We start from the raw sequence: 14,115 nt of genomic DNA on the forward strand, positions 1-14,115 counted from the left end.
TCATAGCTAAAAAAACAGTGAGACTCTAGGAAAGAAACAACTTTATACTCAACTATAAATATTAGTTAAATAACAAATAAAAATTAGTTATTTAAGGCGATTTAATAATTCACTTGGGGCCAAATAACCACCGAGATATTCACCATCTTCATTGTAGATCGCAGGTGTTCCATTTACGCCCATGTTTAGACCCAACTGGTATTGATCTCGCACTGGGTTTTTACAGGTCGTCGGTGGAAGTTGAGCACCTGAAATTGCTTGATCAAAGGCAGCTTGACGGTCTGCGCTACACCACACACTTTCCATGGCTGGCATGAACTGTTCGCCACGTGGCCATGCAATGTAACGTACTTCAATGCCTTGAGCTGTGATTTCAGGGATGTGTTCGTGCAGTTTATGGCAGTAAGGGCAGCTGGCATCGGTAAAGACATAAACCACATGTTTGGTCTTGCCTTTGGCTTTATAAACCAGTAGGTCTTCAGTTTTGAGCCCTGCTAGAAGTTTTTTGTTGGCTTCAGCCTGCAGGTTGTCACTGACGTTGTGGAGTGTTTTATCGCCCAAGCGAATCACATCACCTTGGATAATATATTTACCATCTGCTGTGGTATAAACCGAGCTCATCCCTTCAAGATTGACCCAAAATAAATTTGGCACTTCAGTGGTTTTGATATCGATGATTTTGGCATTGATATTGGCTGTTTTGAAATGCTTTTGAAGGGTGTCAATTAAACGTTGCTTTGCATTGCGTTCCGTCAAAGTTGACGCTTCACCTGTGGCTGGTGCGCTTGCCGTTAAAGAGTCTTGTTTTTTTTCTTCAGTGTTGTTTGAACATGCTGTAAATAGAACACTTGAAGCAATGGCACAGGCAATGAACAATGGTTTACGGGTAAATAACATAGATAACCCTTTTTCTTTTGACTTTATAAAAACAGAGCGCCAAGCATAGCAAAAAAACTATAGGTCTCGGTAATACTTCGTAGTCTTCGTGCTAAAAACAGCCTTATAGTGTATAGGTGATAAAAGTCTTAAGCCCTTGGGTGATGACTGGCATGCAGTTGTTGCATACGCACTTGTGCGACATGGGTATAAATTTGTGTCGTGGACAGATCACTATGCCCCAGCAGCATTTGTACCACACGTAAGTCAGCACCGTGATTGAGTAAATGCGTTGCAAAAGCGTGTCTTAAGGTGTGCGGTGAAAGATCGGCTTGAATCCCTGCTTGTAAGGCATAGCGTTTAATGGCGTACCAAAAATTTTGCCGACTCATAATGCCACCATGTTGGGTTAAAAACAGATAGTCAGTTGCGGATTTATATAATTGTGGACGGGATTCAATTAAGTATTTTTCGACCCATTCCACTGCGATTTGTCCCAAAGGCACCAGTCGTTCTTTATTGCCCTTACCCGTAATTCTTAAATAGCCTTGTTTTAAATTGATTAAGTCTAGGCGTAGGTTTAGCAGCTCAGATACACGCAGTCCACAGGCATACAACACTTCAAACATGGCACGATCACGGAGTCCGAGAGCGGTTTCAATATCGGGAGCTTGAATTAAGGCATCCACGTCTTGCTCAGACAAATCTTTAGGCAGTGCGCGGCCAATTTTGGGTGTTTTATGTAGCGCGACAGGGTTTTCTGAACGCAGTTTTTGCTCTCGTAAAAACTTAAAAAAAGAACGCATAGCCGACAAACAGCGCGCAATGGAGCGTGGGCTTTTGCCTTGTTTGGTGAGGGTCAGCAGAACATCGGCGACATCGTCACTGCTCCATTCGGGCATACTCACCAGACTACACTCGCTGCACTGTAATAAGTCAGAGAGATAAGCATTTCGGGTGTGCGGGCTGACGGTTTGTGCAATGAGATAATCTTTAAAGCCGTGTAAAAAACTGAGCTGAGTTGGAATTTGAACAGGCGCAGGCACACGCGGTTTTTTATTTAACATAAAGCTCTCAAACACATCATCACGGAAAGACAAAAACAAGGAATAGGGGTTTTATTCAATGTAGTGTAATCATTCTCGCTTGTCGATGTGTTATAACAGATGCGAATCATTATCGAATCTGATTTGGTAATTATTCTCATTTGTTTGTATACTGTTCAAAATATTAAAGGGTTGGATGCGGTGCGTTTATCTGATTTAAAAGTCAAACAAACTGCCATCATTAACAAAGTGAATCATACTTTGGATGGCGAAGCTCAGACTGATTTGGTGGCTAGTCGTCTTGAAACATTAGGCTTTGTCGCAGGTACAAAAGTACAGGTGATTACCAAAGGTGTTTTTGGCGGCGATCCAATTTTAATCCAAGTGGGTTTTACACGTTTCGCCTTAAGAAAAGTTGAAGCTGAAAAAATTGAAATTCAAGTCGAAGGAGCACCTAGATGAGTGATGCCTTGCGTGTTGCCCTTGTAGGTAATCCAAACTGCGGTAAAACTTCGTTATTTAACCATCTCACTGGAACACGCCAAAAAGTAGGTAACTATGCGGGTGTAACGGTTGAGCGTAAAGTTGGTCAATTTACTCTTCCTTCCGGTCAAGCGGTTCGCGTTCTGGACTTGCCAGGGACGTATAGCTTAGATGCGACCAGTCCTGATGAAATGATTACCCGTGACGTGGTGATGGGGAAAATTGCAGAAGAAGGTCAGCAAGATGCTTTCTTATGTATTGTTGATGCAACTAACCTCAAACTTCACCTCGGTTTAGTGATTGAACTGATTGCATTGGGCCGTCCAATGTTAATCGTTTTAAACATGATGGATGAAGCACGTCGCCGTGGCATGCAAATCAATACCCAAAAGCTTTCTGAGCGCTTGGGTGTGCCGATCGTTGAAACCGTTGCGGTGCGTAACTCGGGTATTGAAAGCCTGCTTAGCGCTTTAGAGCAGGGCAAATATGCCGTGCCTTATACCGAGCTGACGGGTTTAAAAGGCGACACTGCACATGAGAAAGTAGAAAATTTATTACATGACGCTGTGCAGTACGTCGATGAAGAAGACAAGCGAACTGATTTTCTAGATAAGATTTTCCTACATCCAGTTTTGGGTTTAGTTAGCCTTGCAGTCATGATGTTTATTGTCTTCCAAGCCGTTTTTGCTTGGGCAGCGCCGTTTATGGATGGGATTGAAACCTTCTTTGGCTGGCTGGGTGAAACCATCGGTGGGTCCATTAGCCACCCTTTACTTAACAGTTTAGTGGTGGATGGGATTATTGCGGGTGCGGGCGGTGTTGTGGTGTTTTTGCCGCAGATTTTAATTTTATTCTTCTTTATCTTGGTATTGGAAGAGTCGGGTTATTTACCGCGTGCCGCGTTTTTGCTAGATAAGCTGATGTTTAAAGCAGGTCTTTCTGGGCGTGCCTTTATTCCATTGTTGTCTAGCTTTGCCTGCGCAATTCCGGGCATCATGGCATCGCGTACCATTAGTGATCCGCGTGACCGTTTGACCACGATTTTTGTGGCACCGTTGATGACGTGTTCAGCACGTTTACCTGTGTATGCCTTGTTAATTGCCGCTTTTATTCCTGAACAAACCGTTTGGGGGATCTTCAATCTACAAGGTTTGGTGTTGTTTGCTTTATATATGGCCGGGATTGTGAGTGCACTGTGTGTATCTTTCGTTCTGAAATTCTTCCATAAAGACAAGTCACAACATATGTTGATGATGGAGTTGCCAAGCTATCGTTTCCCTGACTTAAAGAATATTTGGATTGGTTTACTTGACCGTGCCAAGATCTTCTTACGTCGTGTGGGTGGCATTATTTTCGCGTTGTCTATTTTACTGTGGTTCTTGTGTACCTTCCCGCAAGCCCCTGAAGGCGCGACTTTACCTGAAATTGATTATTCATTTGCCGGTATGCTCGGTCATTTACTGCAACCGATTTTTGCCCCGCTGGGTTTCAACTGGCAGATTTGTATTGCCTTGATTCCTGCCATGGCAGCTCGTGAAGTGGTGGTGGCAGCTCTAGGTACGGTATATGCCTTATCCGCTGTTGATGAAGATGCCATGTCACAAGGTTTGGCTTCACTCATCAGTAGTGGCGGTGAGCTCGGCTGGTCGGTGGCGACTGGTCTGTCTTTATTGGTGTGGTTTATTTATGCGCCGCACTGTTTGGCGACTTTAGCGACGGTCAAACGTGAAACAGGTTCATGGAAAACCGTGAGTTTTATGACCATTTACTTGTTTGGTTTGGCTTATTTAATGTCATTCCTGACCTATCAAATTGCAACGCACTATTTGGGTTAATCGGCGTAAATAGGCGAGGAGATTGAGATGATTGAAATTCTAATTGTTGCTGCTCTAGTGATCTGGAGTGCAGTGGTGGTATTTAAGAAAGTATTTCCTAAGACATCGGGTTCAGTTTTCATGTCCTTGTCTGCGCTATGTGAGGCTCGTGGTTGGACACGTTTAGCAACGTGGCTAAAGCCATCAATGGCTGGCGGGTGTGGCGGAAACTGTGCCTGCCCAGCAACGGAAGACAGCAATGCGAAAAAGCCTGAAGTTCAAGCGGTGAAGTGGAAATAAAACGATTTTTGCTCATAAATAAAAAAGCCGTCCCAGTGGGACGGCTTTTTTACGCACTGACACAAAAAAAGTGCAGGAAAGTCAAAACAGAAAAAGCATTCAAAACAGCAAAGTGCTAACATTTCCGCAGATAAATCTCAGACCAAGCATGGGGCGAAAATGTTAATACAACGTGGTGGACTTAAGGTCGTTGCAGGGCTCGGCATTTCTGGTGTTGCAGTGGTCAATTTTTTACATAACCAAGGCTACCGCGTTGCAGTAACGGACTCTCGATCGACCCCACCCGGTCATGACCAAATTCCAGCAGAGGTACAAACCAGTTTTGGTCAGTTTGACGCAGAACTGTTGTTGTCTGCTGAAGAAATCGTTATTAGCCCTGGGATTGATCCTAAACTACCTGAAATTCAAGCTGCGATTGCCAAAAGCATCCCCGTGGTGAGTGAAATTCAAATCCTACGCCGTGCAACCGACAAGCCGATCATGGCCATTACTGGGTCGAATGCAAAAAGTACCGTGACGACCTTGATTGGTCTGATGGCTGAACATGCAGGCGTGAAAGTTGCGGTAGGCGGTAACCTTGGTCGCCCAGCGTTGGATTTGACCAAAGATGAGCCAGATTTATACATTTTAGAACTATCCAGCTTTCAGTTAGAAACCACTTCAAATTTACAAGCTGAAGTTGCGGTGGTACTGAATATGAGTGAAGACCATCTTGACCGTCATGGCGATATGATGGGCTATCACACCGCGAAGCATCGCATTTTCCAAGGCGTGAAAAAAGTCGTTCATAACCGTGATGACTCACTTACGCGTCCTTTGGTACCTGATGCTACGCCAATGCAAAGCTTTGGTTTAAATGCACCTGATATGAATCAGTACGGTGTATTAAGAGATGACGACGGTACGATCTGGTTGGCCCGTGGCCGCACACGTTTATTGAACAGTGCAGAGATGTATATTCAAGGTACACACAATGTTGCCAATGCTTTAGCCTGTTTGGCTTTAGGTGAGGCAATCAATCTTCCGCTGGAGTCGATGTTGGAAACGCTGAAAAGCTTTAAAGGCTTAGAGCATCGCTGTGAGTTTGTGAAAGAAGTTGGGGGTGTTCGTTACTATAATGACTCTAAGGGCACCAATGTAGGCGCAACACTGGCTGCAATTGATGGTCTAGGTGCTGCGATTGAAGCCAAAGGTGGCAAAGTCGCGATCATTTTAGGTGGTCAAGGCAAAGGACAAGATTTTAGCGCTTTACGTGAGGCCTTGAGCAAATACGTGAAGGTGGCTGTGTTGATTGGTGAAGATGCCGCGTTGATTGAAAAAGCCGTGGCAGGAACAACGACCTTACTGCATGCTGACACGCTAGAGCAGGCGGTTGCACTTTGCCAAGCCCATACCCAAGCCCATGATGTCGTGTTATTGTCACCTGCATGTGCAAGTTTTGATATGTTCAGTGGTTACCCACAGCGCGGACATCAGTTTGTCGCTTGTGTGCAAGAACTCCACTAAAAATAATAAGGAAATTGAGATGGCTGAGTTTGCTCAGACAACGATCAATAAAATTAACCAGTTTTATAGCCGTTGGGCGCCGCGTGTACCCAGCGAAGTGACACCACGTAATGTGTTGATCTTCTGCGTCATTGCGTTGTTGTGTTTAGGTTCGATCATGGTCGCATCTGCGTCTATGCCTTATGCTGAACGCCTTCATGAGAATTCATTTCACTATGTCCTTCGTCACGGGATTTCAATTGCGGTGGCTGGCGTTTTGGCCTATGCGGTATACCGAGTTCCGCTCAATGTTTGGTTCAATAATACCTTTCCGCTGTGGATTTTGACTATCTTGCTGCTGGCTGCCGTGCTTGTTGTCGGGACAGAGGTCAATGGTTCGACCCGCTGGATTCGTGTTGCGGGCTTCACGTTGCAGGCTTCAGAGGTCGCCAAAGTAATGATGGCGATTTTCACAGCGGACTATGTGGTACGCCGTGCCGAAGAAGTAAGAAATAACATCAAAGGTTTGATTCGTCTCGGTATTATTATGCTGTTGACGGTGGGTTTGATTATCGCAGAGCCCGACTTGGGTGCAACCGTGGTAATTAGTTTGATGATGCTCGGTATATTCTTCCTTGCTGGCGCGCCGTTGATTCAGTTTGGCATGGCTTTTGGTGCGATTTTTGCGGCCTTTGTCTTTCTGATTGTATTTGAGCCTTACCGTTTTGAACGTCTAATGTCTTTCTCAAACCCTTGGGAAGATCCGCTAGGCACTGGTTACCAGCTTTCCAATGCCTTGATGGCCTTTGGGCGTGGTGAATGGTTTGGTGTAGGACTTGGCCACAGTGTACAGAAAATGGCTTACTTGCCTGAAGCCCATACCGACTTCATGTTGGCCATTTTAGGCGAAGAGTTTGGCTTTTTCGGGATCACTACGGTCTTAATTCTGTCCTTTACCCTGTTGCTGTGCTGTATCAAAGTGGGTCATCGTGCCTTGAAAAATCAGTACTTGCGTGCGGGTTATTTGGCTTATGGGGTATCGATTATTTTCTTACTGCAAATTTTGGTAAACGCAGGTATGAATATGGGGATGCTGCCAACCAAAGGTCTGACGCTACCTTTCATTAGTTATGGTGGTTCATCTTTGATTATGTGCGCAGTGATGATCAGTTTGATTTTGAAAATTGATGCAACCACACAAAGTGCCAATCCAACCAAAGAAGAATCCAGCTTCTAAGCGGGTTGTTCTTTCATCACGCTATCCGCAGACGAAACTCACTTTTCGTTATGCGGATAGCGTTTGAGCCCTTCCTAAATTGTGTTTCTCATCAGCACATCTCTACCCATCTTCTTTCATGATGAATGTGACTGCAATGGTCTAAATTTTTTGAATTTGCTTCAATTGAAACGTTGAGCGCTATGCGTAGTATTGAGTGTTTGCTGCAATCGTTTTGCTTTTTGCTATAAATAGGTACCATGCAGGGTAGTACTGTGCGGAATCAGTGACACATCCCATTGTGCAATGGCTTGTTGCAACATTCGTTCAGGGGTGTCTAGCTCGACAACTGGCTGATTTAGAGCACGTATCGCTTGAGCGAGTAGTGTGGGTGCTTGGTTAAGATCCAGTGCCTGTGCCATATTTTGTTTAGATAACTTTTGCCCTTGATCATTCATGGCCAAAGGCAGGTGCATATAGCTCAGGCGCGGGTAATCTAAGAGCTGACCTAAATAAATTTGGCGCTCGGTATTATCCAATAGATCTGCACCACGAACCACGTGGGTGACGCCTTGTAGGTAGTCATCTACCACGACCGCTAATTGATAGTTGATAATGCCATCGCGGCGTTTCAGTACAAAGTCACCGAGTTCATGTGCCAGTTGTGAGCAGTGTCTGCCTTGCAGAGCATCATCAAAACAAATCTCGACATCCTCCACCTTGACGCGAATGGCTTGTTGCTCAAAAGGCAGAGCAAGGTCACGGCAGGTGCCTGCATAAATGTGGTTAGAACCGAGCATTTTGCGGGTGCACTGACAAGCATAGACCAATTTGAGTTGATGCAGTTGTTGGATCACGTCTTCGTATAGGTCGAGACGATCTTTTTGGAAAATGATCTCTGCATCGGGCTGAAAGCCGAAAGCCTCAATACAACGCAAGATATGGCTTTCACTGCCGGGGTAAATACGCGGGATATCGGTATCTTCGATACGAACCAACCATGTGCCTTGATGTGCTTTAGCTTCGCAATAACTGGCAACGGCTGTGATGAGTGAACCAAAATGCAAAGGGCCGGTTGGCGATGGCGCAAACCGACCCACATAAGCCATCCTGTTGTCCCCCTCCTTATGTAAAGGAGGGGTTGGGGGAGGGTTATTGAATAACATGATTAACCGTTATTTTGCTTCTCTTTGATTTCTGCCAGTGTTTTGCAGTCAATACATAAAGTCGCAGTTGGACGAGCCTCTAAACGGCGCAGACCAATTTCGATGCCACAGGTTTCACAGAAACCATAGTCATCGTTTTTAATCGCTTCAATTGATTGTTCGATTTTGCGGATGAGCTTACGTTCACGGTCGCGTGTACGTAATTCAATTGCAAACTCTTCTTCTTGTGTCGCGCGGTCATTCACATCAGGCAAAGCGGTGTTTTCGTCTTGCATGGTGTTGAGTGTGCGGTCAACTTCTGACATTAGCTCTGCTTTCCATGCCAACAAAATTTGGCGGAAGTGCTCAAGCTGACCTTCAGACATGTATTCTTCATTTTTTTTCGGCTGATAAGGTTCAATACCAAATAAGCTTGCAGTAGAACCACCGTCAGTCGCTTTAGGCTTAGTTTTGCGCACACGTTTTGTAGATTTTTCATCTACAACATCAGTTTGTTCGTCTAAGACAGTATTTTGGTTGTCATTCGCCATTTAGGGCAATCCTCATCATATACGTATCTTTAATACGCAAAAAATATGGTGATATGCAAGTGTTTTTATCCACCCTCGAGGAGATTAAGCCTCGGGGGTCGTCATCATATAGACTTTTTAAGTATTTTGATAGTCTTTGATGTTTGGATTAAATTGATCACTTTTTCGTAAGAGCAACTAAGGTAATTGAAAACGATAAAAATGAAAAGTTAATAACCTGAAATTTCAACATTTATTTTTTGCTGTGCGTGTAAGACACGTTCTACGTGGGTTTCATGGCTGCCATCTGCGTTTAATTGTAAAATACGATAACCTGGTGCCTGCTCATCTAAAGCGAAATGATCACTTAAAGGCTTAAATTGGACACTGGTCGACGGCGTCGAGTAAAACTGAATACCATGCCATTCACGCCATGATTCTTGATGGACATGTCCCGACAGCACAATTTTGACATTGTGGTATTTCGCAAGAACCGCAGTGAGGTCTTGGGTGTTCTTGAGTTTATGTTGATCAATCCATTTTGACTGCATTTCAAAAGGATGATGATGACAGGCAATCACAATGTGCTGCTGGGCAAATTCTTGTAGGATTTGTTCCAGTTGGTTCAATTGTGTTTCATCGACCCAGCCATCGATTTTACCTTTGACGGCACTATTGAGTAAAACCACACTCCAAGGACCAAAGTGAATCACGTGGACTTTGTTTTGTTGCTGATGAAAAGGGAAGTGCTCGGCATTGTCATGATTGCCCGGTACCTGATAAAACGGCGTCTTTAAACTCTGCATAAAGTCTAAATAGCGTTGATAGGTTCGAGGCACTGGTACTTGTGCCAAGTCACCCGTATGGACGATGGCATTCAGTTGTGGGTGACGCTCAACAATATGTTGCATCACATGATGAAAGCTTTGCTCTGGATTCATACGTACAAATTCCAGATGATCTTGATCCATCAAGTGCGTATCTGAAATTTGGATAATGGTCCAATTTTTCTCATTATTTAAAGTCATGCCTGACCCCTTAGACATTCCTTGTCGTTTTAATCTGTTGTTGTAGCCATTGCAAGGCCATTATGACAGGCGCATTTCTGAGCCGACCATTGGAAAGTAATGTATCGAGCTGCGCATAATCAATCAGATGTAATAAAATATTTTCACCTTCATCAGGCATACCAAATACACCACCTTGTTCGGGTAAATCGGCCGCAGCACTATACAGATGAAACAGTTCCGCACAGGCACCTGCTGAAGGATAAAAGCTAAACAGATGCTGTAAGTGTTCAATCTGACAGCCCGATTCTTCTAATGCTTCACGGCGAATACAGCTTTCTGGTGATTCATCACCATCGAGTACTCCCGCAATAATCTCCAGCTGCCACGCTGAATCTTGGTCATCCATAGCACCAATACGAAATTGTTCAATTAAGGCAAATTTTTGTTGTGCATCATCATAAATCAATACACCTGCAGCTTCAGGGCGCTGAATAAGCTCACGTGAAATCACAGCGGTGTACTCAGTTTGATTAAACAGGCGATGACGTAAATTTACTTTTTCTACTTGAACAAAACCCTGAAAAACAAAGGCTCTGTCTACAATTTGGACATCTTCACTGTGATATGTAGCTTGCTTAATTATGTTCATAAAGCGCAATCAGGATGAAATTTATCATTTCATCCTAACTGAGAATCGCATGATTACAAAAGGTTTTTTATCAACTTACACTTTTTGGTACAAGTTTTGTCCGGTTGCATGGAATTGTTTTTTCATGCTATCGAGACCAATTTCGACCTCTTCTTGCTGAATTTTATTCAGCGTAGCGTTTTTCTGGTTTTGTGCATAATCACGCACGTTTTGGGTGATTTTCATCGAGCAAAACTTGGGACCGCACATTGAACAGAAGTGCGCAGACTTGTGTGCTTCCTTCGGCATGGTTTCATCATGCATGCTACGCGCCGTGTCTGGATCAAGACTGAGATTAAACTGATCTTCCCAGCGGAATTCAAAACGTGCTTTAGACAGGGCATTATCACGGACTTGCGCACCCGGATGACCTTTGGCCAAATCTGCTGCATGTGCTGCAATTTTATAGGTGATGATGCCATCTTTGACGTCTTTTTTGTTCGGCAGGCCCAAGTGTTCTTTAGGCGTGACATAGCACAACATGGCAGTCCCATACCAACCAATCATCGCCGCACCAATCGCAGAAGTAATATGGTCATAACCTGGGGCAATATCGGTGGTCAATGGCCCTAAAGTGTAGAAGGGTGCTTCTTGGCAGACTTCAAGCTGTAGATCCATATTTTCTTTAATCATGTGCATTGGCACATGCCCCGGACCTTCAATCATTACTTGCACATCATGTTTCCATGCGCGATGGGTCAGCTCGCCTAAAGTGCGTAATTCAGAGAACTGTGCTTCGTCATTGGCATCTTGGATACACCCTGGACGTAGACCATCACCGAGACTGAATGACACGTCATAGGCTTTCATGATTTCGCAGATTTCATCGAAATGTGTATAGAGGAAGTTTTCTTGATGATGGGCCAAACACCACTGCGCCATGATTGAGCCGCCACGAGAGACGATACCAGTGAGACGATTTGCTGTCATCGGTACATAACGTAATAAGACACCCGCATGAATGGTGAAATAGTCTACGCCTTGCTCAGCTTGTTCGATCAGCGTGTCTTTGAATATTTCCCATGTCAGGTCTTCCGCCACCCCATCAACTTTTTCTAAAGCTTGATAGATCGGTACAGTACCAATCGGAACAGGTGAGTTACGAATAATCCATTCACGGGTTTCATGGATGTTCTTCCCTGTGGAGAGGTCCATGATGGTGTCTGCACCCCAACGGGTTGCCCACGTCATTTTTGCGACTTCTTCATCAATTGAAGAGCCGAGAGCCGAGTTACCAATATTGGCATTGATTTTCACCAAGAAGTTTCGACCAATGATCATTGGTTCAATTTCAGGGTGGTTAATATTGGCCGGAATAATCGCGCGCCCTTCAGCCACTTCTTTGCGCACAAATTCAGGCGTGATTTCCATCAAGTTATGCGCACCAAAGTTTTGCCCCGCGTGCTGACGTGCATCGACTCCTTCACGTTGACGCTGATTTTCACGAATAGCGATGTATTCCATTTCAGGAGTAATGATGCCTTGTTTGGCATAATGCATCTGCGTGACATTGTGGCCTGCTTTGGCCCGACGTGGTTTTTGAATATGCGCAAAGCGGATATCTGCGGTACGAATATCGCGTAACCGTTCTTGACCAAAGCTTGAACTGAGGCTGTCTAACATTTCAGTATCGTTGCGCTCTTCAATCCAGCTTTGACGGACATTCGGTAGACCTTTGTTCAGATCAATATTGACATTGGTATCGGTATACACGCCCGAGGTGTCATATACCATCACTGGTGGATTGTATTCACCGCCTAAGCCTGTTGGGGTTTCGGTCAGTTCAATCTCACGCATGGGGACTTGAATGTCTGGTCGTGAACCTTGGATATAGACTTTTTTAGAGGCAGGCAAGATACGGGTCAGATCTTTGGCATCTTGTTCATGTTGTGCTGAAATTTCAGCGGAAAGATTCGTTAAATGGTTCATTGCAATGATCCTTATGAATGACATCAACGAATCAAGCACGACCAAAAACGATGGCAATTAAAGCTATTTCTATGTGTTGTTGATTTGGTGGTACAAATGCAACGGATGTATTTCTACTGGAAATAGTTTAATGAAAGGCGTTCAGTTTTTAGATGGCTTGATTCCTACGCAGGTCTTAACCTGATCAGGTTCAACGGTACTCAGCTTCAAAACTTTATGGAAAAGTCTTAGCTGATCTCAGCGAGCAATTACTCGCGCTCCGTCAAGCGATGCACCATCTTAACATGCACTGTTGTTAAAAACAGCGACCTTTTTATTCAAAGTGTGAAAGGGAGATTTGTTCAACGTTCTAAGCAAATGGTATCGCTTAAGCAGTCCTTGCCTTGATCGGGTTGCACCATACGCAGTTGAATAAAATGCGCCAATTGTCTTTGTAAGAGTTGATCTGCACCGAGGCGCTGCACATGAGCGGAAGCAGGCAAGATGATTTGAGCCGCTCTTTGTTCAGAGCTGAGCGCAACGAACTTTAAAAATAAGCGCGCTTGATCTGTCACAATTGAATTTTTCAGTTCAGCGAGGCGTTTAATTTCTTCCAAATAATTGCTTTGTACGGTATAGCCGTCGTAAACGCGTTGAGTATCCAGTCCGATAAACAAGAGGGTGCTGTATAGATTCAACAGATGACGTGCATCTTGGTGGTAGCTACTTTTCGGGTACTGTTGTAAATAGTTTTCCCAATACAGCGCACGATCTGCAATTTCTTTGGCGTCAATTTTGACCTGACTCCCAATCACGGCTGGGTATTGATTCTGTGTCGCCAGATGTTCAATAAACTCTTGCTCTGCGACAGGTAGGTAAGGCGCAAAAATTTTGGCTAAATATTCAGGGCTACGGCGGTAATGCACTTGTCCTTCGCCTGCATCAAACAGCTCGACATAAGACTGCCCTTGGTGTTTGATGAGGTATTGGTCGCGAATGGTGAGTTGCTCAAAAAGACTTTGTTGAATGGTCGGATGCTGAGCCATTTCTAGGGCATAGCTTTCAAAAGCCCGCTGCTGTTGTGGCGTACGTTCAACCGCCAAAAAGTCATGGTACATTTTATTGGATAAGCTCAATAAACGCTTTTGTTGTTGAAAACCGAGCAAAGGTAAACACAGCTTAAGATCTTGATTGATTTGCTCTAAAGCAAAAGTCGTACGTTGCGCATCTATTTCCGACATGTTTTTATCAATTTTTTGGCACAAGTCGGTTAAGTCCAAGGTTTGAGTCGAAGACGCTTCTATTTGTGCAGGCTCTTGAAAGCTCACAGGTTCAGGTTTCTGACAGGCAGCCAAGAGCGCGCACATAAAAATCAGTGCGTAAGGTTTAAGCGAAAATAAAGAAGAATGATTCACAGCGACTCGATCAAAAAACTCAGTTCAGCGACAACACAATAGAGAAACTCCTTTTCTCCATGCCTCATTTTATAGGGGGAATGGAATTTTTAATGTGTAGTATTGTGAATGAGTTTGTTGAACGGGCTATGACACTATTCAATATTTACTTCATAATGAACAGATTAGTGCGCGCTATTGTAACCAGTGCAATAAAAAA

General features: G+C 44.2%; 13 protein-coding genes and 1 riboswitch. Of the genes, 5 read left to right on the forward strand and 8 right to left on the reverse strand.

What is annotated here, in order from left to right; genetic code table 11:
* Positions 1-87 precede the first annotated feature (87 nt).
* Together RR876_RS15115 and xerD are read right to left on the reverse strand one after the other, a co-directional pair.
* Positions 88-897 carry a DsbC family protein gene (locus tag RR876_RS15115; RefSeq protein WP_332478162.1) on the reverse strand — a complete coding sequence of 270 codons (810 nt, stop codon included), beginning with the start codon at positions 895-897 and terminating at the stop codon, positions 88-90.
* 128 nt (positions 898-1,025) lie between these two features.
* The gene (gene xerD, locus RR876_RS15120) at positions 1,026-1,943 is read right to left on the reverse strand and encodes a site-specific tyrosine recombinase XerD (protein ID WP_332478163.1); all 918 of its coding nucleotides are present in this window, start codon (positions 1,941-1,943) and stop codon (positions 1,026-1,028) included.
* Between the two features lie 180 nt (positions 1,944-2,123).
* Here xerD and RR876_RS15125 point away from each other — a divergent pair, with 180 nt between their 5' ends.
* The 5 genes from RR876_RS15125 (at position 2,124) to ftsW (ending at position 7,241) form a co-directional block, all read left to right on the forward strand.
* On the forward strand, positions 2,124-2,384 hold the full coding sequence (locus RR876_RS15125) for a FeoA family protein (protein WP_010325703.1): 261 nt from the start codon (positions 2,124-2,126) through the stop codon (positions 2,382-2,384).
* Positions 2,381-4,240 carry a ferrous iron transporter B gene (locus tag RR876_RS15130; RefSeq protein WP_332478164.1) on the forward strand — a complete coding sequence of 620 codons (1,860 nt, stop codon included), beginning with the start codon at positions 2,381-2,383 and terminating at the stop codon, positions 4,238-4,240. Before RR876_RS15125 ends, RR876_RS15130 begins: the two co-directional genes overlap by 4 nt.
* Positions 4,241-4,267: 27 nt before the next feature.
* A complete protein-coding gene (locus RR876_RS15135; protein WP_004692822.1) occupies positions 4,268-4,519 on the forward strand; it encodes a DUF6587 family protein in 252 nt (83 codons plus the stop codon).
* A gap of 159 nt (positions 4,520-4,678) precedes the next feature.
* The gene (gene murD / locus RR876_RS15140; RefSeq protein ID WP_332478165.1) at positions 4,679-6,025 is read left to right on the forward strand and encodes a UDP-N-acetylmuramoyl-L-alanine--D-glutamate ligase; all 1,347 of its coding nucleotides are present in this window, start codon (positions 4,679-4,681) and stop codon (positions 6,023-6,025) included.
* Positions 6,026-6,044: 19 nt separating this feature from the next.
* On the forward strand, positions 6,045-7,241 hold the full coding sequence (ftsW, locus tag RR876_RS15145; RefSeq protein ID WP_178928107.1) for a putative lipid II flippase FtsW: 1,197 nt from the start codon (positions 6,045-6,047) through the stop codon (positions 7,239-7,241).
* Positions 7,242-7,465: 224 nt separating this feature from the next.
* On the opposite strand, the gene gluQRS is transcribed toward ftsW, so the two are convergent.
* From gluQRS to RR876_RS15175, 6 genes are all read right to left on the reverse strand, one after another.
* On the reverse strand, positions 7,466-8,386 hold the full coding sequence (gluQRS, locus tag RR876_RS15150) for a tRNA glutamyl-Q(34) synthetase GluQRS (RefSeq protein ID WP_332478166.1): 921 nt from the start codon (positions 8,384-8,386) through the stop codon (positions 7,466-7,468).
* Between the two features lie 2 nt (positions 8,387-8,388).
* Positions 8,389-8,916 carry an RNA polymerase-binding protein DksA gene (dksA, locus tag RR876_RS15155; RefSeq protein ID WP_004692816.1) on the reverse strand — a complete coding sequence of 176 codons (528 nt, stop codon included), beginning with the start codon at positions 8,914-8,916 and terminating at the stop codon, positions 8,389-8,391.
* Positions 8,917-9,125: 209 nt separating this feature from the next.
* The gene (cpdA, locus tag RR876_RS15160; protein ID WP_062033264.1) at positions 9,126-9,923 is read right to left on the reverse strand and encodes a 3',5'-cyclic-AMP phosphodiesterase; all 798 of its coding nucleotides are present in this window, start codon (positions 9,921-9,923) and stop codon (positions 9,126-9,128) included.
* Between the two features lie 10 nt (positions 9,924-9,933).
* Positions 9,934-10,554: an NUDIX domain-containing protein gene (locus RR876_RS15165; RefSeq protein WP_332478167.1), complete on the reverse strand. Its 621-nt coding sequence runs from the start codon at positions 10,552-10,554 to the stop codon at positions 9,934-9,936.
* A 75-nt stretch (positions 10,555-10,629) separates the two neighbouring features.
* A complete protein-coding gene (thiC, locus tag RR876_RS15170) occupies positions 10,630-12,522 on the reverse strand; it encodes a phosphomethylpyrimidine synthase ThiC (RefSeq protein WP_332478168.1) in 1,893 nt (630 codons plus the stop codon).
* 144 nt (positions 12,523-12,666) lie between these two features.
* A riboswitch (TPP riboswitch) is annotated at positions 12,667-12,794 on the reverse strand.
* Positions 12,795-12,863: 69 nt separating this feature from the next.
* Positions 12,864-13,916, reverse strand: coding sequence for a hypothetical protein (locus RR876_RS15175; RefSeq protein ID WP_332478169.1), 1,053 nt, complete (start codon positions 13,914-13,916; stop codon positions 12,864-12,866).
* Between the last annotated feature and the right edge of the window lie 199 nt (positions 13,917-14,115).

The organism is Acinetobacter sp. (assembly GCF_036666595.1).
GTDB lineage: Bacteria > Pseudomonadota > Gammaproteobacteria > Pseudomonadales > Moraxellaceae > Acinetobacter.